Source organism: Solwaraspora sp. WMMA2056 (assembly GCF_030345095.1).
Lineage (GTDB): Bacteria > Actinomycetota > Actinomycetes > Mycobacteriales > Micromonosporaceae > Micromonospora_E.
The window spans coordinates 3,230,098-3,255,761 of record NZ_CP128360.1 but is presented as its reverse complement, the minus strand read 5'-3'; the positions used below and the strand labels follow the sequence as shown (position 1 = coordinate 3,255,761).

The window sequence follows — 25,664 nt, the reverse complement described above, 5'->3', positions numbered from 1 at the left end:
CCGTCGCGATCCGACGTCGCGGCGACGACCGCGCCACCACCATCCACCGGTGGCGTCGGCTGGATACGTTCAGGCGGCGGGTGACCGGACGGGGCCCCGGTCACCCGCCCAGCTGCCCGACACCACCGGGCGTCGTTGACACCATGACGGCGACGACCGACCCGGTGCGAGGTGGCGATGTGTGAGTCCCGGCCGACGGGGCGCGGTTCCTGGTGGGCCCGCTGGCGGGACTGGATCCCGCTGGGTGCACTGACCATCGTGGTGCTCGCCGGCGGGCTGGTACAGCTGACCGGCCACCGTACCGTCGCCGACGCCACCTGGGCGGCGGCGACGCTCGCCGCGCTGGTGGTCGCGCTGCGCTGGACCGTCCAGTCGGTACGGCGTCGACGCGTCGGCGTCGACGTGATCGCCGTACTGGCGCTGATCGGTGCGCTGCTGGCCGGCGAGCCACTGGCCGGCGCGGTGGTGGCACTGATGCTCGCCACCGGACACACCCTCGAGACGTACGCGCGGCGGCGGGCCCAGCGGGACCTGCAGGCGCTCGTGGCGCACGCACCCCGTACCGCGCGCCGACGGGCCGCCGACGGCACCGTGGACGTCGTCGACGTCGACGACGTCGCCACCGGCGACCAGCTCGTCGTCGGCCCCGGCGAGGTGGTGCCGGTCGACGGCGTCGCCGAGGATCCGGCCACCTGCGACGAATCGGTGGTGACCGGCGAGTCGCAGGCGGTGCACCGGGCCGCCGGGGACCGGATCGCCAGCGGCGTGGTCAACGCCGGCTCCGCGTTCGGCCTGCGGGCCGTCGAAACGGCGCAGGCCAGCACGTACGCCGGGATCGTGCGGATGGCCGCCGAAGCCGGCGCCGGCAAGGCCGCCACGGTCCGCCTCGCCGACCGGTACGCCGCTGCCTTCGTCCCGTTCACCCTGGCGCTGGCCGGCGCCGGCTGGATCGTCTCCGGCGAGTTCGTCCGCGCCGTCGCGGTGCTGGTCGTCGCCACTCCCTGCCCGCTGCTGCTGGCCACCCCGGTCGCGGTCGTCGCCGGGCTGTCGCGCGCCGCCCGCCGAGGTGTCCTGGTCCGCGACGGCGGCGCGCTGGAGCAGCTCGGCCACGCCCGTACCCTGCTGGTCGACAAGACCGGCACGTTGACCACCGGCCGGCCGGAGACCGCCGACGTCGTCACCGGCCCCGACGGCGGTGAACCGGCCGAACTGCTGCGCCTGGCGGCCTCGGTCGAGCAGCTCTCCCCGCACGTCCTGGCCGGCGCGGTGGTCCGGGCGGCACGCGGACGCGGCCTGCGGCTCGTCGCCCCGACCGAGGTGACCGAGGATCCCGGCCGGGGCGTGCAGGGTCGGGTCGACGGCCGGACGGTACGGGTCGGCCAGCCCGACGACCCGCTGCCGGACTGGGCGGGCGCGGTCCGGGACCGGACCGAAGCCGACGGGCTCTCCACGGTGTGGATCACCGTCGACGACGTACCCGCCGGGGTGGTCCTGCTGCGCGACCCGGTGCGGCCCGACGCCGCCGCCACGGTCACCCGGCTGCGGCAGGCCGGCTTCACCCGGCTGGTCATGCTCACCGGCGACCGGCCGGAGGTCGCCCGGCAGGTCGCCGCGCAGGTCGGGGTCGACGACGTCGTGGCACGCTGTTCGCCGCAGGAGAAGACCACCCGGGTACGCGAGGAGTCCGCCCACGCGGTCACCGTGATGGTCGGCGACGGCGTCAACGACGCACCGGCGCTGGCCGCCGCCGACGTCGGAGTGGCGGTCGGCGGGTCCGGGGCGAGCGCGGCGGCCGGAGTCGCCGACGCCGTACTCGCCGTCGACGAGTTGGGCCGGCTGGCCGACGCGGTCGACATCGCCCGCCGGTCCCGGCGGATCGCCGTGCAGAGCGCCGCCGTCGGCATGGGCCTGGCCGTGGTGGCGATGGTGGTCGCCGCGTTCGGCCTGCTGCCGCCGGTGGCCGGCGCGTTCACCCAGGAAGGCATCGACGTCGCGGTGATCCTCAACGCGCTGCGCGCCCTGCACCCCGGCGGCCGCCGCCGACCCCGGCGGCGATGACCGTCCCGCCACCGTCGGCAGACCTGGCTGGGGCGGCGGGCTGGGACGGCGAGCCGGTGCCCTCCGTCCTGCCCGCAGGTATGTTCTTGAGTCTCATACCTCTGAGGAATAATCATTCCTCAGAGGAATACTCATCATTCGCAATACCCGTCTGGCGGGCAGGCTGCGGACCTGCCCAGTCGGTGGCGCGGCGGCGGTAGCCTCGGGGCGCGTGGACGACGACGCGATCATGGGACTGCTGAGCAGGGTGTACGCCTCAGCCAACAGCCACGTCGACGACGCCGGGCACCACGCCCACCGCGTACCGTCGACGATCCCGGCGCACGCGCTGGCCGCCCTCGGCGCACACGGTCTGACGCCCAACACGTTCCGCCGGTTCGGCCACGACGACGCGGTCACCGGCTTGCGCCGGCTGGCTGCCGCCGTGCCGGGACGGGCTGCGGCTGACTCGTTCGTCGCCGGGCTGGGCAGCGCGTCGCCGCGTTGGCGGGCGATCCTGCCGGCGTGGGCACTCGGCACCACGATGCCGGCGCACCCGGGCCCGACCGGGGAGCACCGCTGCGACATCTGCTTCCTCACCGCGCAGACGACAGTCGACACCACGTATGCCTGGTGGCAGCGGGCCACCTCGGGTTCGCCGCTGCCCGGCGACGTCTGCGGTTACCTGCTGGCGCTGGAATCGGCCATCCCGCCGCTGCCGGCGCCGCAGCCGTACGACGTCTGGGTGCTGCACGAGATCCTCAACGTGATCCGGTCGCTGCCGGCGACCACCCGGGCCGGCGCGGCGGCGCAGGCGCTGCGGGCCGCCGCGCTGCTGCCCGGAGCCGACAAGTGGACGTACCGGTCGCTGTTGGAAGATCTCGCCTTCGTCGGGGTACTGCAGACCCCGCAGCATCCGGGGATGCTGACCGCGTTCACCACCGCCCGGCAGCGCGACCAGCGGCCCAGCGTACGGGTCGAGGTGGACGTGCCGCTGGCGTTCTGGCGGGCCGCCGACGGGGTGACCGAGCCGCTGGTCCAACGGTTGTTCGGGCACCTGCCCCGGCCGGCCGAACCGCCTGCGACGCCGGCGTCGGCCGTGCCAACCCGGCGGGCACGGACCGGCACCCGGGCGGCTCCACTGCCGGCCGCGCTGCGCGGCGAGCCCCGCGCCGGTGACCTGTACGCCGTACGCTGGCGGGAGGACGCCTGGGTCGTGGCGTACTGCCATCGGGTCGACGACCGGGGCGGCCGCCGCTACGGCCTGGTCGAATACCTCGACGGGGTGTTCACCACGCAGCCGACCGCCGCCGATGTGGACGCCACGGTCGACCGGCGGTTACGCGGCCGTGGGCCGGACCGCTGGCAGATGTGGGCGTCGCGGTTGGACGCCACCACCGGCGTACGCCGGATCGCCCGCGACGTCGCCGCTCCCGCCGATGACCGGTCCGCTCCAGATCGGATCAGCAGCGGTGCGGCGAAGGACCTGATGCATCTGGCATCGTGGTGCTTCCCGGACATCTGACAGGAAAGAGACTTCCATGCGTGTGACCCGTACCGTTGTCGCGACCTGCCTGATCCCTGCGGCCTTAACGCTCGCCGCCTGCGGTGACCCAGCGGCCGAGGATGAGCCTGGCGCCGCCACTCCGTCGACCGCTGCCAGCGCCGACCCGACCGACGCCGGCTCCGACACCCCCGGCGACGGCGGTACGGCGGCCTGCGCCAGCGCGGACCTGTCCGTTGACGTGACGATCCAGGACGCTGGGCTGGCCCTGCTGGCGCTGACCAACTCCTCGTCGGCGCCGTGCCAGGTCGACGGGTGGGTGACGCTGGCGTTCGAGCGGGCCGACCGCAGCCCGGTGGAGGTCGACCAGGAGCAGGTGGAGCAGCCGGGGCCGCCGCTGGCAACCGACCTCGATCCGGGCGAGTCGGCGTTCGCCGGAGTCAAGTGGGCCACCTGCGACCCGGCGTTGACCGACTGCGCGGTGGTGACCACGGTCCGCGTCGGTGCCCCAGGCGACAGCGCCACGGTGGTGGCCCGGGTCATCGGCATCGACGGCAACGAGTCCGTCGGCGAGCTGCCGGTCGCCGACGTGCAGATCGGCTCGATCCAACCGTCCACTCAGGGCGTCGTGGCCTGGTGACCCGGGCTCAGGTCTGCGCTACCCGCTGACGGTCGCGGATCGCGTCGCGGGAGGCGGTCACCGTACGGCGCAGTTCGTCGAGGTCGACGTCGACCAGTCGCCCGGCCGCCTTACGGACCCGGCCGGCCACCACGACGGTGTCGATGTTGCGGGCGTCGGCGCCGAGAACCAGGGTGCCGACCGCGTCGTTGAGCGGCATCGTGTTGACGTCGTCGGCCCGCACCACCAGCAGGTCCGCCTGCCTGCCCGGGGTGAGCGAGCCGGTGACGTCGCCGAGGCCGTTGGTCCGGGCACCCTGCGCGGTGGCGAAGTCCAGCACGTCGCGGGTGGTGATCCGGTGCCCCATCGTGCTGTCCGTGCCGTAGCCGGCGTGCACCGCGCGCATCCGTTGGATCGCGTGCAGCGCCCGCATCTGGGTGAACATGTCGCTGGCCAGCGCCACTTCGACGTCGATGCTGAGGCCGGGTCGCACGCCGACGGCCAGCGCCTCGTCGATCGCCGGCACCGCCGTCTCCAGCCCGATCTGCGCCTCCGACGTCGGTGCCAGCGACACGGTGGTCCCTGTGTCGCCGATCGTCTTCCACGCCTGGCCGGTGAGTCCGGTGGCGTGGATCAGCGTCACGGCCGGGCCGAGCAGACCGGCGGCGGCCCAGCGATCGATCGCCGCCGACGACGACCCGCCGAACACGGCGTCGACGCTGACGCCGATGCCGAGATCGCGGGCGAGCGCCGCCAGCTCCGGCCCGTAGGCCAACGCCGGGCCGGCGATCTCGTCGGTGGCCAACGCCGCCAGCCGTACGGTCACCAGGCCGTCGTTGGCGCCGTGGAACTTCTCCCGCAGCCGAACGAGATCGGCGGGCCACTGCTTGTCCCAGTCGCCGAAGTGCGGACCCATCGAGGCGTGCACGCCCCGGATCCCGGTGTCGACCAACGCCTGCACCGCCGCATCGGAGTGCGCCACCGATCGGGAGTTGTGCGAGAAGTCGAGCATCGTGGTGATGCCGGCGTCGAGGGCGGTGAGTGCGGCGAGCCGGGTGCCGACGTACATGTCGTGCGGGGTGTACGCGGGTGCGACGCCGGCCAGCGTCGACATCACGTACTCGCCGAGGTCGTTGACGTCCGGGATGCTGCGGCGCAGCTGCGCCTGCCAGGCGTGCCGGTGGGTGTCGACGAAGCCGGGGCAGACGATGCCGCCGGTGGTGTCGACGACGGTCGCGCCGGCCGCTTCGGGGTGCGACCGCAGGTCCGGGCCGACGGCGACGATCCGGTCGTCGCGGACCAGCACGTCACCGGAGTTCAGGTCACCGATCGTCGGATCCACGGTGACGACCGCGCCACCGCTGAACAGCGTCTTCATCTTCTTCTCCTACTCTTCGTCGAGGTTCACTGGCTCGTGGTCGAGATGCACTGGCTCTCTGTCGGGTTCACCGGCGGTGGAACACGTAGCCGGCGTGGTGCAGCACGTCGTCGACGAACCGGCCGTACGCCCAGAAACCCAGGTCGTCGCGGTAGACGATCCGGTCGCCGTGGATCCAGAACGACCCCTGGTACGCGTGCGGCCGGCCGCCGCGCGTCTCGTCGTAGCGGCCGTCGGCGGTGAGCTCCTGGTGGATGAAGCCGGTCTCGTCGACCCACATGCCGAGGTACGGGCTGTCGACCACCCGGGGGCCGCCGTCGTCGGAGCCGGGCGGGGTGGTCTCGTCGACCGTGCCCGGCGTCAGTCGGCGACCGTTGAACAGGGCGATCTCGCCGTCGACGACGATCGCGGCAGCCTGCTCCGGCCGCCAGATGACCATCTCCACAGCGGAGTCGCCGACGCCTGCACCGGCGATCACGGCGAAGGTGGCGGGGTTGCCGGGGGTCAGGGTGCCGACCCGGTCGGCGGGGCCGGTACGCAGGCCGGCGACAGCGACGCCGTCGACGACCGCCGGCACGATGGTCAGACCGGTGCAGTCGACGACGATCGCCCCGTCGTCCTCAGCCGCGGTGTGCAGGCCGGGGCCGACCGCGACGATCACGTCGCGGCCGAGCAGCAGGTCGGCGGCGGCGAAGTCGCCGATCACCGGATCCAGGGTGTGGATGGTGGCGTCGACGAACATCAGCGGCCGACGACGACCTGCGGTGGTGTCCCCACCTGTGGTGTCGGCGGCGATCTGCGCGAGGACTGTCTCGTCGAGTGTGCGGGTGGTCACGAGAACCTCCGGTGGTCGTTCGGCTTGGTCCTCTCCACCATCGGCCCGGCGACGACGGTCAACCAGGCCGGCCGTTACCAGGGTGTGACGCACCCTGTTTGGCCGTAGCCGGGGCTGGATACCGTGGTCGGCATGCCCACCACCGCACTCGGGGCGTTCCTCGTCGCCCGCCGGGCCCGGCTCACCCCGGGCGATGTCGGGCTGACCACCAGCGGCACCCGACGGGTCGCCGGTCTGCGCCGCGAAGAGGTCGCCGTGCTGGCCGGGGTGAGCGTCGACTACTACACCCGGCTGGAGCAGGGGCGGGAACGCCACCCGTCGGCGTCGGTGCTGGATGCCGTGGCCAGCGCCCTCGACCTGGACGGCGACGCCCGGGACCATCTGTTCCGGCTGGCCGACGTCGCACCCGGGTCGACCCCGACGCCGACCCGCCCCCGGGTCGATCCGGGGCTGCGGGAGCTGCTCGACGCCTGGCCGGACACCCCGGCGATCGTGATCGACCGCCGCCTCGACCTGCTGGCCGGCAACCCGCTGGCGGACGCGTTCTACGCCGACTTCACCGAGCCGGACAACATCGTTCGGATGACCTTCCTCGACCCGGCCGGGGCCACCTTCTTCGCCGACTGGCAGCGCGCCGCGCACGCGTGCGTGGCGAACCTGCGGCTCGCGCTCGGCCACGACCCACACGACCGGCGGGTACACGAGCTGGTCGAGGAGGTGAGCACGGCCAGCCCGGAGTTCCGCCGGCTGTGGCAGCGCAACGACGTACGGGGCAAGACCCACGAGGCGAAGACGTTCCGGCACGGCACGGTCGGCGAGCTGACGTTGACGTACCACGCCTTCGACGTGCGGGGCGCCGCTGGTCAGCAGCTGATCGTGTACCGCGCGGAGCCGAGCAGCCGCAGCGCCGAGGCGCTGCGGCTGCTCGGCAGCCTGGCCGTCAGCAACTGGCTGTCCTGACAGTCCACGTCGCGTGCCAATCGGCAACGTCGGAACCCATGCCGACGCATGTCCCTAGTGCACTCCGGTCGGGCGATGACTGATGGCCGGCCCGAAGGGGCACCAGCCCCTGACCCGTCGACCGCTGTGGCGGTGGTGATCGCCCGACCACCACCGCCACAGCCGCTCAACCCGCCGTCGGCACCGGCCAGAGCCGGATCGTGTGGTCGGCACCGCCGGACGCCAGGTGCCGGCCGTCCGGGCTGAACGCCAACCCCGTCACGTCGTTGGTGTGCCCGGCGAACTCACTGACCAGCTCCCCCGTGTCGACCTCCCAGAGCCGTACGGTGAGATCCGCTCCGGCTGCGGCGAGCAGCCGGCCGTCCGGGCTGAATGTCGGATGGCCCTCACCACCGCCGGTGTCGAACGATCGCACCGGCCGAGCTGTGGCCACCTCCCAGAGCCCGACCGACTCCGCGCCGCTTGAGGCGACAAATCGCCCGTCCGGGCTGAATGCGGGCACCCCACCACCCCCGGTGTACGCCTGCACCACGTCCCCGGTCGCCACGTCCAGCAGCACCAGGGTGCCCTTGTAACCGGCGGCGGCGGCAAGCGTGGTCCCCTCCGGGCTGAACGCGACCCCGCTGGCGTACTCCTCGCTGAGCGACCGGACCAGCTCACCGGAGGCCGGGTCGAACAACCGCACTCCTTCGTTGACCGCGTAGCCGCCCGCGACCGCCAGCAGCCTGCCGTCGCGGTTGAAGGACACGTCGTAGTGGTTGCCGTCGAGGCTGTGTGCCTGCTTCCTCGTCGCCACCGTCCATATCGCGCTGTCGGTGGCGAGCAGGGTGCCGTCCGGGCTGAACGACACGGCGCTGACCACCGACCCGACCGGCAGCACGCCGGTCATCTCGCCGCTGACCGCGTCCCAGATCCGGGCCTTGTGATCGTTGCCACCGGCGGCGGCGATGCTGCGCCCGTCCGGGGCGAACGCGATCGCCCGCACCGCCGAGCCCCCGGTGTCGACGACCGACAGCAACGCCGGGGTGGGGGCAGCCGCTGGCCCCTCCTCCGGAGGTTCCCTGCCGGACAGCACCACCCAGGCGGTACCGATGGACGCCGCCAGGATCAGCGCAAAGGTGACCGCGAACGCGGCCACCGACGGCCGCCACCGGCGCGTCGGCGCATCGGCGTCGGCGTCGGCGTCGGCGTCGGCGTCGATCGCAGCGAGCCGCGTCGCCGTATCCTGTGGCCAGCTGGCAGTCGTGTCCGTCTGCCCGGTCGACGCGAGGACCGACACGGGCACCGATGGCTTCGACACCGCGTCCTGGTCGCGATGCCGGCTCCGGATCGCGCCCCGTGCTACGACGAGCTCCGGCTGATCGGCTGCGACCGGGGCGACACCGAAGCGCTCCTTCAGCATCGTGGCGACCAGCGGGACCCGGCTCGATCCACCCACCAGGAACAGCCCGCCCAGCTGACCGGCGCCCACCCCGGCGGTCCGCAACGCACCGACCACGCAGTCCACCGTACGGTCGATGATCGGCCGGGCCACCCGCTCGAACTCGGCGCGGCGCACCGGCACGTCGACGTCCAGATACGGCACGTGGACCCGCGTCTCGCCGGTACGGGTGAGCATCTCCTTGCCGCTGCGGACGTCGTCCCAGAAGGTCCGGGCGGTACGACGGTCGTCGGTGGACGCCGGCTGGCGCAGCCGCCGCCACGCCGCCGGGTCGACCCGGTCGCCGCAGGTCCGCCGCAGATGGTCCACGATCGCCGCGTCCAGATCCAACCCGCCCAGCTCGGCCAGCCCACTCGTGGCCAGCACCGCGAACCCGTCGGACGTACGCCGAACCACCGTCGCGTCGAACGTGCCGGCCCCGAAGTCGTAGATCACGGCGGACGACCCGACCGGCAGCCTGGCCCCGGCCGTCTCGACGAAGTAGCCAGCCGCCGCGACCGGCTCCGCCACGAGGTACGCCCAACCCAACCCGGCCCGCCCGGCGGCGGCGAGCAACACCGCCCGGCGCGTCGTTCCCCAGTCGGCGGGGCAGCTCAGCGCGACCGGAGCAGGCAGTTCACCGGCGACCCGCCGCGCCTCGACAGCGACCCGGCCCAACACCGCCGCGAACACCTCGACGACCGACACCTCGACCGGGCCGCCCACGCCGTGCAGCAGCACCACGTCGTCGTCGACCCGTCGTTTCGGGTACGGCTCGAAGCCGGCCGGGTTGCTGCGCGCCGCGTGCAGCGCGTCCCGCCCGACGAGCAGCTCGCCGTCCGGCCCGACACAGACCGCCGACGGCAGGATCTCCGAGCCGTCGAACAGCACCGGACGGACCTGGCCGCCCGGTGGGGCGAGCACCGCCGTCGTATGGGAGGTGCCAAGATCGATTGCCAGCCGTACGTCCACCACCGGCCGATGGTAACGACGCACATCAACGTTCAGGCGGTGGCCGGCGCGGCCAGCGCACTGAGCCAGCCGGTCGCGCCGCCGACGTACGCAACCGAGTCGGCGACCCGCACGCCGCTGGTCTGGCCCAGCGGGTGTGCCCAGGCGATCGCACCGGTCGCCACCCGCAGAGCGGTGACCACGGTGGTGGTGGACGCATACACCAGTGGCCCGGCGACGGTCAGCCGACCGAGGACGTAGCCGTCGACCCGGGTGCGCCAACGCGGCCGACCGTCGGCCGCGCCGAGCGCATGGACGTACCCGTCGAAGGAAGCGGTGAACACGACGCCGTCGGCGGCCGCCGGGCCGACCAGCTCGGATCCGGTCCCGTCCCGCCGCCACCGCAGGCCGCCGTCGCGGGCGTCGATCGCGTAGCACCGCCCGTTGGATCCGGTGACGATGATCGCGCCCTCGGTCGCGGCGAGCTGCCGGGACAGCCGGTCGGCACCGGGCGGGGAATGGCGCCAGCGCTGCCGGCCGGTCGACCGGTCGACGGCGTACACCCGGCCGTTGTTGGTGGTGAAGACCGCGAGGTCGCCGGTGAGCAGAGGCTCGCGGGCGGCGGCCGGCACGTCGAAACGCCAACGCGGGGTGAGGTCGGCCGGGTCGTACGTCTCCAGGCCCTCCTGGGCCAGGTAGACCAACCGGTCGTCGACCGCCGGTGACGACGTCAGAATGTTACGGCTGGTGGCCGTGCCGACCACCGCTCCGGTGGCTGCGTCGAGCAGGTGCAGACGGTTGTCGTGGCTGGCGACGTAGACCCGGTCCCCGACGACCGTCGGTGCGCCGACGTCGTTGCGGAACATGCCTGGCGCGACCCTACGGGTCCAGACTGTCGAGCCGTCCGCAACGCGCACGGCATAGCAGACGCCGTCGTCGCAGAGCACGACGACCAGTCCGGCCGCGACGGTCGGCCGGTGCCGGATCCCGGGCAGCTGCCGACGCCACAGCAGGCCGCCGGGTTCGGGTCCGGGCAGCGGGGGCGACGACCGCGCGTTGGACGAGGCGACGCTCGGCCCGGGACCCGGATCTGCGCTCGCGCCGGGACTCGACCGTGGTGCCGGACCTCGGGTCGGGCCGGTCGTGGTCGTCGGCAGCGCCCCGCCGGACACCGGGCGATCGGCGGTGAGCAAGACCGGCGTAGCGCCGACGACGAACGAAGCGGCCGCGACCGACAGCAGCCGACGCCGGTCCCAGCCGTACGGACGTCGTGCCGGACCTGCCGATGCGGTGCCTGCCGATGCGGTGCGGTCGGGCGAATCCTCCGGGACCGGCGGTACGGCGGGCCCCGTCACCGATCGGGCGGCGCCTTCGGCGACGACGGTCTCCGGTTGCTCCAACACCATCGGTGCCACACCCAGTGCCCGCAGCAGCGCGGTGGCCGCGAGCGGCAGCCGGCTACCACCGCCGACCAGGAATATCCCCGGCAGGTCGGTCGGTGCCAGGGCGGCGTCGGCGAGCACCGCTCGGGTCGCCGCCACGGTCCGGGCGACGGTCGGTCCGGCCAGCTCCTCCAGCTGGATCCGACCCAACGGCGCGTCGGTGCCCAGCGACGGGATCGGTATCACGGTCGACGGCTGCCGCGACAGTGACTCCTTCGCCGACCGTACGTCGTCCCAGAGTTGCCGGCTGGCGCGGCGATCCGCGTCGGTGTCCGGGTCCGTCAGTCGTCGCCAGGCCGTCGGGTCGCGGGGTCCGTAGACCGATCCGAGGTACGCCACCACGGCGGCGTCGATGTCCAGGCCGCCGGTACGGTCGAGACCACGGGTGGCGACGACGGACAGTTGACCGTCGACCCGGCGTACCGCTGAGGCGTCGAAGGTGCCGGCGCCCAGGTCGTAGACCAGCACGGTGGTGCCGTCGGCCCGGATCGTCGGACCGTCGGTCAGGAAGTAGCCGGCGGCGGCCACCGGCTCCGCCATCAGCGTCACGGCGGGCAGACCGGCGCGGCTCGCCGCGCGCAGCAGGGTTTCCCGCCGCCGCTCGTCCCAGTTCGCCGGATGGGTGAGGACGGTACGGGCCGGCAGGCCGCCGCCGACGACCCGACAGGCTTCGGCGGTGACCGCGCCGAGGACTGCGGCGATGAGGCCGGCGACCTCGACCTCGGTGTCACCGAGCGCCACGGTCACCTGGTCGATGCGCCGCTTCGGGTGCGGCTCCAGCCGATCGGGCCGGGTACGGGCGGCGTGCAGCGCGTCACGGCCGACGATCAGATCGGCACCGGGCGTCAGGAACACCGCCGAGGGGAGCTGTCGGAAGCCGTCGAAGAACAGCGGCTGGACGCTCCCGTCCGGCCAGGCCAGCGCGGCGACGGTGTGCGACGTTCCGAAGTCGACGCCGAGGGCGGACCCGACGGTTCCCGCTGCCGGAGCGTCCACCATGGTCCGATCCTAGTGTGCTGCCGCTACCAGCACCGGGCGCGGCAAATGACGTTCCGGGGTCGGTGCGATCCGGTCAGATCGCGGCGCGTGGTGGCGGATGGTCGGTCGGCGGGAACCAGTCGACCAGGTCGGCGAGGGCGACCACAGCTTCGACGCCGTACCCCTGCCGCCAGGCCCGGTCCGCGAGCTGGCACATGATCTCGTGGAACTCGCGCTCGCCCGGGGTGTAGTCACCGGTCCAGCCGGCGGGTGGGCCGACCGGCCCGACCCACCCGCCGCTGCCACCGGCGTCGCTGGTGCTCACCGCTGTCTCCGACGGATCTTCCGTAGCCCGTCGCGTTGCACGAAGATCTCCCTCCGCTCGACGGCCGCACCGTCGCGGTCCAGCACGTAGCCGCCCAACCAGACCCAGCCGGCGTAGGTCCAGCGTGTGTCGACGGCGATGACCCGGAACCGGAAGCCCCGGTCACCGGCGAACTGGACGCTGGCGGCGGCCCCGATCAGCAGCACGTCACCCGGCTCAGGTGCCGGGGTCGATGTCGAGTTCACCGACGTACGGCAGCCGAGCCTGATCGCTCTGCCAGTCCCGCAGCGCCTGCTTGAGCAGCGACAACTCGTCGACGAGTTGGGCGATGCTCTGGTCGCGGCGGCGTAGCTCGGCGGCGACCTGGGCGACGTACGCCGCGACGTGCCGTGGGTCGAGGCCCCGCCAGCGGGTACGGAAGCGCACCCGGGCCACCTGCTCGGCGGTCAGCGGGACCGGCGCGGCGTCCCCCTCGTACGTCTCGCCGTTGACGCTGACCACCGGCGGCCGGTGCCGGCCGAATGACCTGGTCACAGTGCTTCTCCCTCCGGTGGCGGCGGTCCGGGCCAGGTCGTCCGGCCGCACCAGGGACACCATCTGACTTTCACCTTGAAGGCGAACAGTCCAGCCAGGAATCCCAGCAGGACCGCGCCGATCAGCGCACCGATTTCCACGAGGACCTTCCCCCTCTTCAGGTCGGGGCACCGGCCGGCCTCCTTGCCGCGACGCCGGCCGGCGCCCAGGTGGGTGGGGATGTGCGTCCCTCCAGCCCTGCTCGGATCTCCAGAGCACTGGCTGCAGGTCGGTAGATCGACACTCCATGATGCGACCACCGAGTGTCATACTGCCTCAGCATGAATCGCGTATGCAAGACTTGCTTTCAAGAGTCTTGAGGATGCCCTGATGTTGTCCCGCCGACACGGGACCCGCACACTGAGAGGGAGTGAGGGGAGCATGGACGTGGCCGCGCGCAAGCACCTGCCGACTGTTCGCCTGCGCCGCCTGGCATACCAGCTGCGCGGGATGCGCAGCGACGCAGGGCTCACCCGCGAAGACGCCGCCGAGAAGACCCACATGAACAGCGCAACCCTGTGGCGGATCGAAACCGGCAAGGTGCGACCGCAGAAGCGGACCGTCCTCGCCCTGCTCGACCTCTACGGCATCAGCGACGGGCAACAGCGCACAGAGCTGCTGGACCTGCTCAAGGACTCGAACCAGCTGGGCTGGCTCCAGGCGTACGAGGAAGTCCTGTCGGACGAGTACAGCGCCTACATCAGCTTCGAGGCCGAGGCCCGCAGCGTCCGCAACTACGAGCCGCTGTTCGTGCCAGGCCTGCTGCAGACCGAGGAGTACGCCCGAGCCGTCACCGCAGGAGTGCTGCCCGAGTGCAGCGAGTCCGACGTGGCGCATCGCGTCGAGGCTCCGATGAAACGCCAGGAGTCGATCACCAAGGACACGCCGCTGAAGCTCTGGGCGATCATCGACGAAGGCGTGATCCATCGCCAGGTCGGCGGGGTCGACGTGATGCGCGGCCAGCTACGCCACCTCGCCGACATGACCAAGCAACCCCACATCACCCTCCAGGTGCTGCCGTACGAGGTTGGTGCCCACGCTGGCATGCACGGCGCGTTCGCCCTGATGGACTTCCCCGACCCGTATGATCCGGAGCTCGTCTACATCGAGAACCGGGTCAACGCGATGTTCCTGGAGAGTCCGTCTGAGATCGCCAGCTACAGCTCGCTGTTCGAGTACCTCCGCGCAGCAGCGGTCGACCCAGCAGGGTCGGTCAGGATGATCAAGAAGTCCATCGACCGCATGGACGAGAAGGGAAGATGACGATGAAGAACTGGCAACTGGAGAAGGCCGAGTGGCGCACGAGCAGCCGCTCCGGCGGCAACGGGAACTGCGTTGAGGTCGCCGACAACTTGGCAGCCGCCATCGCGGTACGGGACAGCAAGGACCGTTCCGGCCCCGTGCTCGCATTCTCCCCCACCGCTTGGGCGTCCTTCACCACGTCGCTGCGGGGCGAGTGAGACCAGCCCGAGTTGCGGATGCGTGACCGCGCCAGGTATCCGGCGCGGTCACGCCAACGCCAGCCATGGCCACTGCCCTGTACGCCGCAGTGTGCCCCGGCTCGCCGCCGGACATCTCGGACCCGTACCGCCCCATCGATACTCCGGCCGGCACCGGAGACCGAGCGAAATCCGGCTGGGAGGCCATGCTCGACCACCTCGCTAATCCCCACATTCTGGCTCGATATGTGGCGACCCAGCAAAATCTGTTTCTACAAATCTACCCATTCTCCATCTTCAACCGAAAAGACCAACTTCTGGGCAGCCGGTTGTGATTGAGCCCATTCAATAACCACTAACCTGTCGCCTTCGATTGCCAACTGCCCTACGATGTTGCCGGTCCCGTCAGGATCGAGAAACTGATCCGACCACATTGCGTGCCAGGCCACTTCTTCGCTACCCGGCTGCGGCGGATAGACGTAGACGATTCCATGACCAATACGTGGTCGCCCAACTGGTAGCGCCGAATCAATCTCAACCCCCCGCAGGTCTTCCGGCAGATAGTCAGCGAACGCTCTTCGCACCTTCTTCTCCACGCACCAGGTATCTCACACATATACCGAGAAGTCAAGCCACTTGGACACCTTCACTCGGAGTAGATATTACGGACGCCGCGATTATTCAGATCAATGACGACCGAAGCAACGACGTGACTGGATAGGTGCGTGGGACCTTGGAATACCGCAAGCGCGCGAGGTGGGTCAGGCGGTTGTGGGGATCCAAGGGCTGCCGGCGGCGGCTCGGGTGAGTGCGTCGAGCATGTTGATGCCGTGTCGGGTGGCGGTGGCGGTGTAGCTGCGGATCGCGGCGAAGTGTTCGGCTCCGGTCATGGTGCGCATACTGCCGGAGACCTTGATCCGGAGTTTCGGCATGCGGATGGTCCGCTCGGCCGGGTTGTTGTCGAACGGCACGGCCGGGTCGGTGAGGAACCGCAGGTAGTCGGCGCGTCGGTCCCGTAGCCGCACGAACAGGGCGTGGTACTTGCGGTGCAGCTTGTCGGTTCGGGCGGCGGTGGCTGCGGCGCCGAGCACGACGGCCGAGCGCAGCAGGTGGGTCTGTTCGGCGAGGTCGGCCGGGTCGGGTTCACCGCCGTCGGCGCGGGCCGTGACCGTCAGGCGGTTCAGTCGCCGCAGGGCGTCGATGGCCTGGCCGGCGAGGTCGGCGACCTGCCCGGTGGCGGTGTCGACCACGTAGACCAGTTCGCGTAGGACGTGGGCGTTGCACAGGGCGTGGACCGCGTCGGTGTAGGTGTCGTACGGGGCCCACGCGTCGTGCACGGCGACGCCGGTGTATCCGGGTAGCACGCCGGCGTCGTCCATTGCGGCGGTGCCGCGCCGGCGGTGCACGGTGAGGAGCACGTCGGTGGGTGTGGAGGCGGAGTGCAGCCAGGCGAGGCGGCCGTCGACGCGTATGCCGGTCTCGTCGAAGTGCGCGACCGGGGCGTGGCGGACGCGGTCACGGATGACGGGGAGCACCGTGTCGATGACGCCGAGGGCGGTGCGGGTGACCCAGGCGGTGATGGTGGCTGGCGCGACGGGCAGGCCGAACAGGTCACGGATCGCGTCGGCGGTGCGGCCGATGGACAGGAACTGTCCGTGGAGCAGGTAGACGCCGATCGCGGCGATCCGTGGTCCGTAGGCGGCGGGCGCGGTGGCCCCGGCGGGTGTCGCGGCGGTGGTGTGGTGCCCGCACGGGCAGGCGACGGTGACGATCTGGTGCTCGGTCACCACGACCCGGGGCTGGGGGATGTCGAACACCTGCCGGCGGGTGACCGTCACCTCGGCGGGGTCGGTCAGGCCGTCACCGCAGCCGCCACAGGTGTCCGGCACGTGCCGGACGACCACGTCCGGTTCGGCCACCTGGGACAGGGTGGTGCCCTCGCCCCCGGCCGGGCGGCCCGGCCGGCGACCCGAACGGCCCCGCAGCGACTTCGGCGCCGGTTTGGCCAGCCCGTCGCTCGACGGCGGTTTCGACGAGTTGCTCGACGACTGCTTCAACCGGGCCTCAAGCTCAGCGATCCGCGTCAGGGCCTGCTCCAGCCGTGCGGCCAGCCCGGCGTTCAACGCCAGCAGCTCGTCATACGACGGCGGCGGATCGGCGGGCATGGCTGGTCAACCTACCAGCATCCACAGCAGACAGCATCACCGGGATCAGGAACCTATCCAGTCACGCAACGACAAGCGTATCAACTACTCCAGCCAGATGCATACCAATTCAACCCCATCTGCGGAGTGCTGTCGAACCGATAGTTACCATTGCTCTGGCGATGGAACTTAGGGCTTTTGACCCACAGGTAGTATCGGCCGGGGTACTGTGTATCGGACCAGTTGTACTGATGAACAATACCGCCATGGGCAACAGTAGCTTCATACGCGGTATACCCAGCTGAACCAAAGCACTGGACAAGTTGATTCGCAGCATACGGTCCAGACCATCCCCACTGATTATACGTACCTCCACTTACTGGAGCACCCTGAGGCTGGGCCGAACTGAAGTACAGTCGTTCACCTTCTGCGAGAACGCGGTAAACCGCGCGGGTCGATTCGAATCTGAACGGCCTTGATCGCGTATTTCCGCCCCCTATCAAATGGTCTTCGATATAGAAGTCCGTGTCACCGAGCTTCGTTCCACCATACCCATATGATCCACTTCCAACAAAGTACGCATATGTGGCGGTACCAATATACCAGCACCCAATCGCAGCACAAACCCCATTGGCAACAGATAGACCATTGCCAGCTTCCGCTTTCATCCTCAACGCTCTAGAGCTAACCAGAGAAGGGCAAACCAAGCCCCCTCTCTGAAATCCTCAGAGACAGCGCACTGATCATTCTTAATCTCCTGACTAAATTGATCCCTAGGATTCAACTCTTGGCCATGCGCTGGCGCAATCAGAAAGGTGAGCAACGACATGATTGTAAAAGCAGAAACTACACTTAACCTACGCATCACACCTCAATCTTGACGAAGGATATTCCTTACCCCAGATGGTAAGGGTCTAATTAATACAAGTGAATGGCACAACTTGAGCAAGTTTCCTGACACCTTCATGACAGCATGACAGCGATGTCCTCAGCAACAAATCGTTCGTGAGGGTCGGAATGCTCGGCCCTCGGTGGCGGCCATCGCCTCTCTGACGCCGCCCTATCAGGGAACCACACCGACGTGAGTGGCGATTTCCCTGATGCCCGGCAGAGCGTTCCGCGTGTCGGGGGCGAGCAGGTCGCGGATGAGGCTCTGTGGCCGAGGACTGTAGCGGACCTCCTGCGGAGTGTCGGATTGCGCCGTGAGGAGTAGTCCATGACAGCCTCTACCGATCGGGCTGCGCGACGTTGCTCCGCGCGCCCTACGGTCCCCCGACCTGATTCCCGCCCTCAAGGTAGACAGTCCCGCTGTCCGTCGCCGTAGACAGTCCCGCTGTCCGTCGCCGCTTCCACAGCGGCGGCGGCCCGCCGGGCCAGCAGCGGCGAGAGCCGCTGCTGCGCCTGCGGCAGGGTCGACCACGCCCAGCTGCGCAACTCCTGCGGCGGCAGCCGGATCGCGTCGGTCTGCGATGCGTCCAGGACACCGCCGTCGTACACGAACATCACTCCCTCGGTGCGGCCGGCGCGAGGCGGCACCCAGTCGACCACCAGCAGCCGGCCGGGAGCGACCGCCAGGCCGAGTTCTTCGGCCAGCTCACGGACCGCCGCGTCGTACGGCGACTCGTCGGCCTCCACCACGCCACCTGGTAGTTCCCAGTAGTCCTTGTACGTCGGCTCGACGAGCAGGATCCGACCGTCACGGTCGCGCAGCAGCACGGCCGCACCCATCCGCTTGCGCGGCAACGTCGCTGTGTAATCGTCCGGCGGGGAGCTCACCACCGGAGGTTAACCGCCTCAATGTCCAGCTGACGGCGGCTTCCGCCCGGCAGGGCCCCGTGGCGTCGGGCCGCCTGTACCGATCAGGAAGCGAGAAGCACCAGCCGCCGCAGCGCGGCTAGCGTGACCCTCGGTCACACCCGACAACGACAAGGAGCGACACGATGAGCAGGGCAGGCACTGACGGTTTCTCCGAGGGCGAGCGCGCCGCCATGAAGGAACGCGCCGCAGAACTCAAGAAGGAGACGACCCGCAGTCGTGGTGGCAAGGCAGCCGCCGAGGAGCTCGACATGCTGTCGAAGATCGCTCAGATGGAACCGTCGGACCGCGCACTGGCCGAACGGGTCCACGCCATCGTCACCACCAACGCCCCCGACCTGTCCCCGAAGCTCTGGTACGGCCAGCCGGCGTACGCGAGGAAGGGCAAGGTCGTGTGCTTCTTCCGCAGCGGACACGCGGACAAGGAGCCGTACTCCACCTTCGGCTTCACCGCTGCGGCCAACCTCGCCGACGACAGCGGCCTGTGGCCGACGTCCTTCGCCGTCGCCCAGCTCAGCGAGCAGGCCGCAGAGACCATCGCCGCCCTCGTCAAGAAGGCCGTGAGCTGACGTGCAGGTACGCCTTCGGCCGAAAGCGGAGCGCCGGTGACGGGGTGGATTGCGGTACGATCGCTGCGCCGTGCATGACTGCTGCCCGAGGAGGTGAGTCCGATCAACGCTGTGACAGGTCGGGACTCCCTCTCCCGCATGGTCTAGGGAGCGCCCGCAGGGACTCCCGAAAGGCGCGTACGCGCATGCACAACATCCAGGAAGAACACTTCGCCGTCGACGGCGTACTCGCTGTGCTCTGGACCTCAGCCGGCAGCGGCGCCGACCGCCCGCCGCTGATCGTCATCGGCCACGGCGGCGGCCAGCACAAGACCGCTCCCGGTGTCCTGCACCGCGCCCACCGTTTCGTGTCCAGCGGATTCGCGGCCGTCTGCGTGGACGCTCCGAACCACGGCGACCGTCCGACCGACGAGCGCTACCAGCGCATCGCCACCGAGATCCAGGCCGCTGCCAGCTCCGGCAGCGACCTGGCCGCGCTGCTCGCCGACTTCCACGCCCTGGTCGCCGAGCAGACCGTTTCCGAGTGGCAGGCCGTCCTCGACCACCTCGACGCCGGGCCGGTCGGCTACTGGGGAGTCTCGCTGGGCTGCGGGCTCGGCGTACCGTTCGTCGCCACCGAACCGCGAGTGCGGGCGGCGGTCCTCGGTCTCGGCGGTGCCGCCGCCTCATCCACGCTGGAAGCTGCGGCTCGCGTCACCGTGCCGGTCGAGTTCCTGATCCAGTGGGACGACGAACGGGTGCCCCGGGAGCAGAGCCTGGCCCTGTTCGACGCGTTCGGCTCGACCGAGAAGACGCTGCACGCCAACCCGGGCCGGCACGCCGACCGGCTCCCGGAACACGAGCTGGACAGCACGGTACGGTTCTTCACCCGCCACCTCATGCCGCACCGATCAGCACTGATCGAAGCTGGCATCCGTCCGGATCGGCTCGACCTCAGCAGACCCGGTTGCCGTCCTCGAGACGGCGGGTCCGGCGTACTTCCGCGAACGCGGCACTCGATCCGCTGCTGCCCCGTACGGCTCCTGACGCGACGCGGACGAACGGTCCGTGACCGGCAGAGCGCTGCTGGGCCAGGGCCTCGGGCAGAGGCATGGGCCGAAGGCACCTGGCCCAGCGGCATCTCACGGGCTGGAACAGGTCAGAGACGGCGAGGACGGTGAGCCGGAGCCGAGGAACCCGAAGGTCGCGGTGCCACCGGCCGGCAGCGTGCCGTTGTAGTCCACATTGCGTACCGTGACGCTGGAACCGCTGGTGCTGAGGCTACCGTTCCATAGCTGACTGATGGTCTGCCCGCTGCCGAGGGTCCAGCGGACGGTCCAGCCGTTGATCGCTGTGCTTCCTGCTCGTACGACCACCTCGCCCTGGAAGCCACCGGGCCACGAGCTGACGGTCTGGTAAGAGGCGCTGCAGGCACCTGTGGTTGGTGGCGCGGTCGTCGTTGGTGGCGTGGTGGGCGGCGCCGTCGTCGGCGGCGCCGTCGTCGGTGGTGCCGTCGTCGGTGGTGCCGTCGTCGGTGGTGCCGTGGTGGGCGGCGCTGTGGTGGGCGGCAGCGGCGTCCCGGACAGTCTCGGGCCCGCGCAGGCGGTGACAATGCCGGGGACGTCGTTTGCCGCGTCGAGCGAATAGCTGTACGGCGGGTTCGTGAACGGAGTGACGCCACTACCCTGGGCGCCTGTGTCACGCCGACCGCTGGTGTTGTCGTAGACGTTTCCCCGCGCGGTGATGTACGTGGGGTTCGAGTCCTGGAACCGGTGCGGGTCCCGTATGTCCTTGAAGTAGTTGTTCTCCACGAGTACGGAGGCGTACGATCCGGTGCCGATGGCGTACGCGTTCCCGGGGGAATTGTAGTAGCTGTTGTAGACGTGGCCTTTGCCGAACAGCATTCGTGGTCCACGCTGGTCAACCAGATCAGCGAACCAGTTGTGGTGGTAGGTGGCGTTCAGCTTTCCGCTGTCGGTGTCGCCGTGGGTCGAGCCTCCACCCACCAGGCTGGCCAGCCTGTGCGAGTGGGAACTGTTGGTGTACCAGAACTTGACCCAGGACACCGTCATGTAGTCGACGCCTCGGGTGAGGTCCAGCAACCCGTCGCTGGCGTCCCACAGGTTCAGGTGGTCGAACCATAGGTGGTGGGCGTTACGCGCGGCGATCGTGTCGGCCGGGCTGCTGCCCTGGCCGCCGCCCTGCACGTTCAAGTTGCGGATGATGATGTTGCTACCGCCGTTGATGTTGATGCCACCACGGATCGTCGCGTTCGAGTCTGCGCCGATCAGGGTCTTGTTGCTGCCGACCTCCACGGCCGACGACCCAGTGCTGATCGTACCGGATATCCGTAGCACGCGTGGAGTCGAGTCGTTGGCGTACTGCCGAAGGTCGCTAAGCGATGTCACCGTCTGCGGGGTGGCGTTGCCGCCGCCGGTCGTCGTGGCGACACCGTTCGCCGACACTGACGCCCAGCCGAACAGCCGGTCATCGCAACTTGCCAACACTGATGCCGCTGGTTCGTCTGCCGGGGCCTGAACAGCGGCAGCCGACATGCCGGACACGGCGAGTGCCCCGACAGCGGCGAAGGTGACAGCCACACCAAGCACGGTCGTCGTACCTGGTGGACGGCGTCTTGTGAAAACGCTGGTCCCAACGTTCTTCACGAAGTGCCTCCTGTTTCTACTGCGATGGAGCGGCCAGAAGTCAGCGGAATCTGACTCAGATGAACACTGTTCCCGAGGTACACAGATCCGTCGGCAATGCCCATGCCGTTCGGATGCGCTGGCGATCCCGGCCCTGTGCCACCGAAAGCCAGCCGGAAGCGGTCGGCCGCACGCCGTTCCGTTCGCGCTGAGCACACAGCCGTGAACCGTCGGTACGGCGGCCCGGTCACCGGCCGACGGATGCCCTCGACGGAGCACAGATCACACACAGTACATAGATGCTCAGCTATGAAGGAGATTAACTGCGGCGACGTCGATCGTCAAGCAGTTCCAGCCACTCGGTAACAGCCCCGGCCGACCGACCCGCCTCTCGGAGCTACTGCCGGTCGCCTGACCGACGCCGGTCGGCGTCTCGGATGGCGTGCCGGACAGCAAGGCGAATGACCCAGTAGAGGACGACGAACCCGACCGCGTAGACGACGAGGGCACCAACGGGGACGGCGAGGGAGCCGATCTGCAGGATGTCGGACACCCCACCGACGATAGGGCTCTGGCACGAACGCCGATGCCCCGCCCTGTTGACGCAGCCGGCGAAGCGCATGTGGTGCGATCTATGCCGAACTTGGGTGGGACGGACGAGTCGACCTGTACGCCGGATTCTGTCCCGTACGCGCCGGTTGCCCGGTCGCGCAGCGGGGGCGGCCATCCATCTCGGCCTACCGTCGCCGGCAGGCTCCAGCGGCCTACCCGCAGGCTCGGGCGGGCAGCCCTCGAACGCCTGCGCAGGTCGGCGTCTCGCGACACCGGCCCTTTTGGCCTTGCTCCGGGTGGGGTTTACCGAGCCATCCCGGTCACCCGGGATGCTGGTGGGCTCTTACCCCACCGTTTCACCCTTACCTGGCGTTTCACCGCCCGGCGGTCTGTTTTCTGTGGCACTGTCCCGCGGGTCGCCCCGGGTTGCCGTTAACAACCACCCTGCCCTGTGGAGTCCGGACGTTCCTCGGCAACAGGGGACGTATCCCCCGCTGACGCGGCCGCCCGGTCGACTCGTCCGTCCAAGGACCAATCGTACGCAGCCCACGATCACCGCCGAACGACAGGCTGGCCGAGGCCTGGGCCAGCGGCGATCTAGAAGGATTGTGGTCGATATACCGGCCAGATCCTTCTAGATCCACGGCGCGACACTCACCCACCACACGACGCTCGCCCACAATCAGGTGCTGCTCAGCTGAGCAGCTCCACCGGTGGCTGGCCGCGCTCGTCCAGCGGCAGGTGGCCGATGTCGTTGAAGCTCACCAGAGTCGGCGCAGCATCGGCACGCCACTGCACGATGGTCAACCCGCAGTTGAACTGGTTGAGCCCGAGCCACCGCCAGTACGGCGCGTCCAGCGCATGCCGGACGAACCAGCCGATCACGAAGTTGTGCGTCACCACCAACTCGTACCGGTCGACGTCACCGACCCGCCCCCAGCGGTTCACCGCTGCCTGGACCCGCACCGCGCCCGGGTCGCGCTCCAGTTCCGGGACCGCGTCGAGGAAATCGGCGTACCGCTGTGGCACCGTCTGGTCGGCACGCCCGGGTGTCGGCACCGGCGTCACGTCGGCGGCGAACCGGCACTCGTGCACCGGGACCTTCGGCAGGAAGTCGGAGAGCTCCTCGGCGGTCTGCGCTGCCCGCGCCGCCGGTCCGTGGTGGACAGCGTCGAACGGCACCGCACGCAACCGGGCACCGAGTCGACGCGCCTGCCGCCGACCGAGCTCGGACAGACCAGGGTCCGGCCCGGTCCCGTCGCTGCTCTGCTCGCCGTGCCGGACCAGATACACCAGCGTTCGCGCCATCCGACCATGATCGTGGGTGGCCGGCGTCGTCGGAGCACGGGCCAGCGGCTCAGCGTAGGGCGCGGGCCAGGAGCAGGACACCGATGCCGACGCCGAAGATGACGATGCCGAAGCGCAGTACGGTCGGCGGAAGCTTGCGCACCACCCGCGCGCCGACGTATCCGCCGACGATGGTGGCGGGGGCGACGACGGCAGCTGCCAGCCAGTCGACCTGGCCGAAGATGGCGAACACGGCGACGGTGGTGACCCCGACCGCCGCCGAGAGCAGGTTCTTCAGTGCGACCACACCGTTGAGGGTTTCGTCGAGCACCAGGGCCAGTCCGGCGACCAGCATCACCCCGAGTGCCGCACCGAAGTATCCGCCGTACGCGGCGCAGAAGAAGGTCATCGCCTGCAGTGACCACTGCTCAAGCCCGGCCGGCAGGTGGTGGGGTTCGCCGACGAGTCTCCGCAGCTGGTTCTGGAAGCCGAGCACCGCCGCCGCGCTGATCACCAGGAACGGCACGATCAGCTCGAAGGCCCGGGGCGGGGTGACCAGCAGCAGGACGCAGCCGAGGATCGCTCCGGCGACGGCGGTCGGCACGAGGCGCCAGATCTTGCGCTGACGCGGCAGGTCGTCGCGGCTGCCGAGGGTGCTGGCGACGTAGCCGGGGCAGACCGCGATCGCGTTGGTGACGTTCGCCGCGACCGGGGGCAGCCCGACCGCGATCAGCGCCGGGAAGGTGATCAGCGAGCCGCCGCCGGCCGCCGCGTTGACGGTGCCCGCCGCCAGTCCTGCTCCGACGAGCAGGGCCAGCTCGGCGATGTCCACCCGTCGGAGCCTAGCCGCCGCGGATCATGGTGACCCGCACCCGCCCAAGATCCCGACGATCTTGCAGTTATCGAAGGACATAACGGAAAAATCTTCGCGATAACTGCAAGATCGTCGGGAAAGAGAGGGGGTCAGGGGGTGGCGATGCCGGCGAGGTGGGCGGTGTCGTTGACGGTGCGCACGGCTACCCCGCCGTCGGGCCAGGTGTCGATCACCGAGATGCCGGTTGGGTCGAGGTAGAGGCGGTGCAGCAGCGCGTCCCCGGCCCCCAGCGCGTCCCGCAGCATGATCTTGAGCGGGGAGACGTGCGAAACGACCACCACGGTCTTTCCCCGGTACGCGGTGAGCAGTCCCCGCACCGCCTTACGTACCCGCGCCGTCACCTGCACGAACGACTCCCCGCCCGGCGGGGCCAGCGCGGTGGAGCCCAGCCACGCGGTCAGCTCGGCCGGCCAGCGTTCCCGGACCTCGGCGAAGGTGCGGCCCTCCCATTCGCCGAAGTCGCATTCGATCAGGTCGTCGTCGGGGCGTACCGGCGGGTCGCCGACCTGCGCGGCGATCGCCGTGGCGGTGGCGACGCAGCGCGACAGCGGCGAGCTGACGATCACGTCGGCAGCGGAGCGGATCACCGCGATCCGGGCGGCAGCGGCGGCGGCCTGCGCGACGCCCTGCTCCGACAGCGGTACGTCGCCTCGCCCGGAGTAGCGGCTCTGCTTGTTCAGCCCGGTCTCGCCGTGGCGGACCAGGATCAGCCGGGTGGCGGTGGCGGTGGCCGGCGGCTCCCAGGAAGCGGTCGGGGTGGGGCCGGAGCCGCTGGTGTCGAACATGGACTCACCGACGAGCTCCGGCGACTTCGGAGCGGCGTCGGGCTCCGGCGACACCCGACCAGCAGCGTCGGCGGCCGCCGAGACCGGACCAGCACCGGTCGCCGGCGGGACCGGCCCAGCATCGGTCGCCGGAGTCGGTTTCCCGGCGGCCCGGTCCATCGCCTGGTTGGCGAGCGCGTCGGCCCGCTTGTTCTTCTCCCGGGGAATCCAGCCGAAGCTGACCAGGTCGAACTCGCGGACCAGGGTGGCGGCCTGCGCGGCGAGCGGACGCAGCCCCGGGTTCTTGATCTGCCAGCGGCCGCACATCTGCTCGACGACCAGCTTCGAGTCCATCCGTACGTCGACCGCGGTCGCGCCGAGTTCGGCGGCGGCGCGCAGCCCGGCGATCAGGCCCTGGTACTCGGCGACGTTGTTGGTGGCGACACCGATCGCCTCGCCCCGTTCGGCGAGCACCGCGCCGCTGCCGGCGTCGAGCACCACGGCCCCGTACCCGGCGGGTCCCGGATTGCCCCGGGCGCCGCCGTCGGCCTCGACGATGACCTTCATCGCGCTG

General features: G+C 70.2%; 22 protein-coding genes, 1 other RNA gene and 1 pseudogene. 8 read left to right on the top strand and 16 right to left on the bottom strand.

All coding sequences use genetic code 11. The annotated features are described in order from the left end of the window. The first annotated feature begins 177 nt into the window (after positions 1-177). From O7608_RS14905 to O7608_RS14895, 3 genes are all read left to right on the top strand, one after another. Positions 178-2,058 carry a heavy metal translocating P-type ATPase gene (locus tag O7608_RS14905; protein ID WP_289210539.1) on the top strand — a complete coding sequence of 627 codons (1,881 nt, stop codon included), beginning with the start codon at positions 178-180 and terminating at the stop codon, positions 2,056-2,058. 211 nt (positions 2,059-2,269) lie between these two features. Next, complete coding sequence (locus O7608_RS14900; protein WP_289210538.1) at positions 2,270-3,562, top strand: hypothetical protein; 1,293 nt, start codon at positions 2,270-2,272, stop codon at positions 3,560-3,562. A 16-nt stretch (positions 3,563-3,578) separates the two neighbouring features. Then, complete coding sequence (locus O7608_RS14895) at positions 3,579-4,181, top strand: DUF4232 domain-containing protein (RefSeq protein ID WP_289210537.1); 603 nt, start codon at positions 3,579-3,581, stop codon at positions 4,179-4,181. A gap of 7 nt (positions 4,182-4,188) precedes the next feature. Here O7608_RS14895 and O7608_RS14890 read toward each other — a convergent pair whose 3' ends face one another. Beyond that, a complete protein-coding gene (locus O7608_RS14890; RefSeq protein ID WP_289210536.1) occupies positions 4,189-5,538 on the bottom strand; it encodes an amidohydrolase family protein in 1,350 nt (449 codons plus the stop codon). 67 nt (positions 5,539-5,605) lie between these two features. Beyond that, a complete protein-coding gene (locus O7608_RS14885) occupies positions 5,606-6,373 on the bottom strand; it encodes an Atu4866 domain-containing protein (RefSeq protein ID WP_289210535.1) in 768 nt (255 codons plus the stop codon). 132 nt (positions 6,374-6,505) lie between these two features. Here O7608_RS14885 and O7608_RS14880 point away from each other — a divergent pair, with 132 nt between their 5' ends. Continuing rightward, the gene (locus O7608_RS14880) at positions 6,506-7,333 is read left to right on the top strand and encodes a helix-turn-helix transcriptional regulator (protein ID WP_289210534.1); all 828 of its coding nucleotides are present in this window, start codon (positions 6,506-6,508) and stop codon (positions 7,331-7,333) included. 166 nt (positions 7,334-7,499) lie between these two features. On the opposite strand, the gene O7608_RS14875 is transcribed toward O7608_RS14880, so the two are convergent. The 5 genes from O7608_RS14875 to O7608_RS14855 form a co-directional block, all read right to left on the bottom strand. Beyond that, on the bottom strand, positions 7,500-9,728 hold the full coding sequence (locus O7608_RS14875; protein WP_289210533.1) for an Hsp70 family protein: 2,229 nt from the start codon (positions 9,726-9,728) through the stop codon (positions 7,500-7,502). A 29-nt stretch (positions 9,729-9,757) separates the two neighbouring features. After that, complete coding sequence (locus O7608_RS14870; RefSeq protein ID WP_289210532.1) at positions 9,758-12,145, bottom strand: outer membrane protein assembly factor BamB family protein; 2,388 nt, start codon at positions 12,143-12,145, stop codon at positions 9,758-9,760. 73 nt (positions 12,146-12,218) lie between these two features. Beyond that, positions 12,219-12,449: a hypothetical protein gene (locus O7608_RS14865; protein ID WP_289210531.1), complete on the bottom strand. Its 231-nt coding sequence runs from the start codon at positions 12,447-12,449 to the stop codon at positions 12,219-12,221. Beyond that, positions 12,446-12,694 carry a hypothetical protein gene (locus O7608_RS14860; RefSeq protein ID WP_289210530.1) on the bottom strand — a complete coding sequence of 83 codons (249 nt, stop codon included), beginning with the start codon at positions 12,692-12,694 and terminating at the stop codon, positions 12,446-12,448. Before O7608_RS14860 ends, O7608_RS14865 begins: the two co-directional genes overlap by 4 nt. Beyond that, a complete protein-coding gene (locus O7608_RS14855; protein ID WP_282231625.1) occupies positions 12,666-13,046 on the bottom strand; it encodes a DivIVA domain-containing protein in 381 nt (126 codons plus the stop codon). The genes O7608_RS14860 and O7608_RS14855 overlap by 29 nt, the downstream gene beginning before the upstream one ends. A 357-nt stretch (positions 13,047-13,403) precedes the next feature. Between O7608_RS14855 and O7608_RS14850 the strand changes: the two genes are divergently transcribed. Both O7608_RS14850 and O7608_RS14845 read left to right on the top strand, forming a co-directional pair. Next, positions 13,404-14,285: a helix-turn-helix domain-containing protein gene (locus O7608_RS14850; RefSeq protein WP_289210529.1), complete on the top strand. Its 882-nt coding sequence runs from the start codon at positions 13,404-13,406 to the stop codon at positions 14,283-14,285. Continuing rightward, entirely contained in the window at positions 14,282-14,482 is a 201-nt protein-coding gene (locus tag O7608_RS14845) for a DUF397 domain-containing protein (RefSeq protein ID WP_282231627.1), read from the top strand. Before O7608_RS14850 ends, O7608_RS14845 begins: the two co-directional genes overlap by 4 nt. 251 nt (positions 14,483-14,733) lie before the next feature. Here the strand turns inward: O7608_RS14845 and O7608_RS14840 are convergent, their stop codons facing one another. The 3 genes from O7608_RS14840 to O7608_RS14830 all read right to left on the bottom strand — a co-directional run bounded on the left by O7608_RS14840 (position 14,734) and on the right by O7608_RS14830 (position 18,381). Continuing rightward, on the bottom strand, positions 14,734-15,057 hold the full coding sequence (locus O7608_RS14840; protein ID WP_289210528.1) for a hypothetical protein: 324 nt from the start codon (positions 15,055-15,057) through the stop codon (positions 14,734-14,736). A 165-nt stretch (positions 15,058-15,222) separates the two neighbouring features. Then, a complete protein-coding gene (tnpC, locus tag O7608_RS14835; protein ID WP_289210527.1) occupies positions 15,223-16,626 on the bottom strand; it encodes an IS66 family transposase in 1,404 nt (467 codons plus the stop codon). A gap of 1,269 nt (positions 16,627-17,895) precedes the next feature. After that, complete coding sequence (locus tag O7608_RS14830) at positions 17,896-18,381, bottom strand: NUDIX domain-containing protein (protein WP_353850540.1); 486 nt, start codon at positions 18,379-18,381, stop codon at positions 17,896-17,898. A 164-nt stretch (positions 18,382-18,545) separates the two neighbouring features. Here O7608_RS14830 and O7608_RS14825 point away from each other — a divergent pair, with 164 nt between their 5' ends. Continuing rightward, on the top strand, positions 18,546-18,989 hold the full coding sequence (locus tag O7608_RS14825) for a DUF1801 domain-containing protein (protein ID WP_289210526.1): 444 nt from the start codon (positions 18,546-18,548) through the stop codon (positions 18,987-18,989). 185 nt (positions 18,990-19,174) lie between these two features. Beyond that, positions 19,175-19,867 (top strand): annotated as a pseudogene (locus O7608_RS14820) (alpha/beta hydrolase family protein); the annotation flags it as partial. A gap of 243 nt (positions 19,868-20,110) precedes the next feature. On the opposite strand, the gene O7608_RS14815 reads toward O7608_RS14820, so the two are convergent. The 6 genes from O7608_RS14815 to O7608_RS14790 all read right to left on the bottom strand — a co-directional run bounded on the left by O7608_RS14815 (position 20,111) and on the right by O7608_RS14790 (position 25,657). Continuing rightward, positions 20,111-21,523 (bottom strand): pectate lyase family protein, encoded by a 1,413-nt coding sequence (locus O7608_RS14815; RefSeq protein WP_502959215.1) that lies wholly within the window; start codon positions 21,521-21,523, stop codon positions 20,111-20,113. 487 nt (positions 21,524-22,010) lie between these two features. After that, positions 22,011-22,166 (bottom strand): hypothetical protein, encoded by a 156-nt coding sequence (locus O7608_RS14810; protein ID WP_281550818.1) that lies wholly within the window; start codon positions 22,164-22,166, stop codon positions 22,011-22,013. A gap of 100 nt (positions 22,167-22,266) precedes the next feature. Continuing rightward, positions 22,267-22,684: RNase P RNA component class A (gene rnpB, locus O7608_RS14805), an RNA gene on the bottom strand. Positions 22,685-22,858: 174 nt separating this feature from the next. Then, entirely contained in the window at positions 22,859-23,473 is a 615-nt protein-coding gene (locus tag O7608_RS14800) for a histidine phosphatase family protein (protein ID WP_289210523.1), read from the bottom strand. 49 nt (positions 23,474-23,522) lie between these two features. Continuing rightward, positions 23,523-24,284: a sulfite exporter TauE/SafE family protein gene (locus tag O7608_RS14795; protein WP_289210522.1), complete on the bottom strand. Its 762-nt coding sequence runs from the start codon at positions 24,282-24,284 to the stop codon at positions 23,523-23,525. A 131-nt stretch (positions 24,285-24,415) separates the two neighbouring features. Continuing rightward, the gene (locus O7608_RS14790; RefSeq protein ID WP_289210896.1) at positions 24,416-25,657 is read right to left on the bottom strand and encodes a bifunctional RNase H/acid phosphatase; all 1,242 of its coding nucleotides are present in this window, start codon (positions 25,655-25,657) and stop codon (positions 24,416-24,418) included. Positions 25,658-25,664: the final 7 nt, after the last annotated feature.

Coding starts and splice junctions, on each gene's coding strand:
- O7608_RS14870 (WP_289210532.1), bottom strand. CDS start 12,145: ATGGTGGACGCTCCGGCAGCGGGAACCGTCGGGTCCGCCCTCGGCGTC.
- O7608_RS14905 (WP_289210539.1), top strand. CDS start 178: ATGTGTGAGTCCCGGCCGACGGGGCGCGGTTCCTGGTGGGCCCGCTGG.
- O7608_RS14895 (WP_289210537.1), top strand. CDS start 3,579: ATGCGTGTGACCCGTACCGTTGTCGCGACCTGCCTGATCCCTGCGGCC.
- O7608_RS14790 (WP_289210896.1), bottom strand. CDS start 25,657: ATGAAGGTCATCGTCGAGGCCGACGGCGGCGCCCGGGGCAATCCGGGA.
- O7608_RS14845 (WP_282231627.1), top strand. CDS start 14,282: ATGACGATGAAGAACTGGCAACTGGAGAAGGCCGAGTGGCGCACGAGC.
- O7608_RS14850 (WP_289210529.1), top strand. CDS start 13,404: ATGGACGTGGCCGCGCGCAAGCACCTGCCGACTGTTCGCCTGCGCCGC.
- O7608_RS14855 (WP_282231625.1), bottom strand. CDS start 13,046: ATGGTGTCCCTGGTGCGGCCGGACGACCTGGCCCGGACCGCCGCCACC.
- O7608_RS14890 (WP_289210536.1), bottom strand. CDS start 5,538: ATGAAGACGCTGTTCAGCGGTGGCGCGGTCGTCACCGTGGATCCGACG.
- O7608_RS14880 (WP_289210534.1), top strand. CDS start 6,506: ATGCCCACCACCGCACTCGGGGCGTTCCTCGTCGCCCGCCGGGCCCGG.
- O7608_RS14825 (WP_289210526.1), top strand. CDS start 18,546: ATGAGCAGGGCAGGCACTGACGGTTTCTCCGAGGGCGAGCGCGCCGCC.
- tnpC (WP_289210527.1), bottom strand. CDS start 16,626: ATGCCCGCCGATCCGCCGCCGTCGTATGACGAGCTGCTGGCGTTGAAC.
- O7608_RS14800 (WP_289210523.1), bottom strand. CDS start 23,473: ATGGCGCGAACGCTGGTGTATCTGGTCCGGCACGGCGAGCAGAGCAGC.
- O7608_RS14815 (WP_502959215.1), bottom strand. CDS start 21,523: ATGTCGGCTGCCGCTGTTCAGGCCCCGGCAGACGAACCAGCGGCATCA.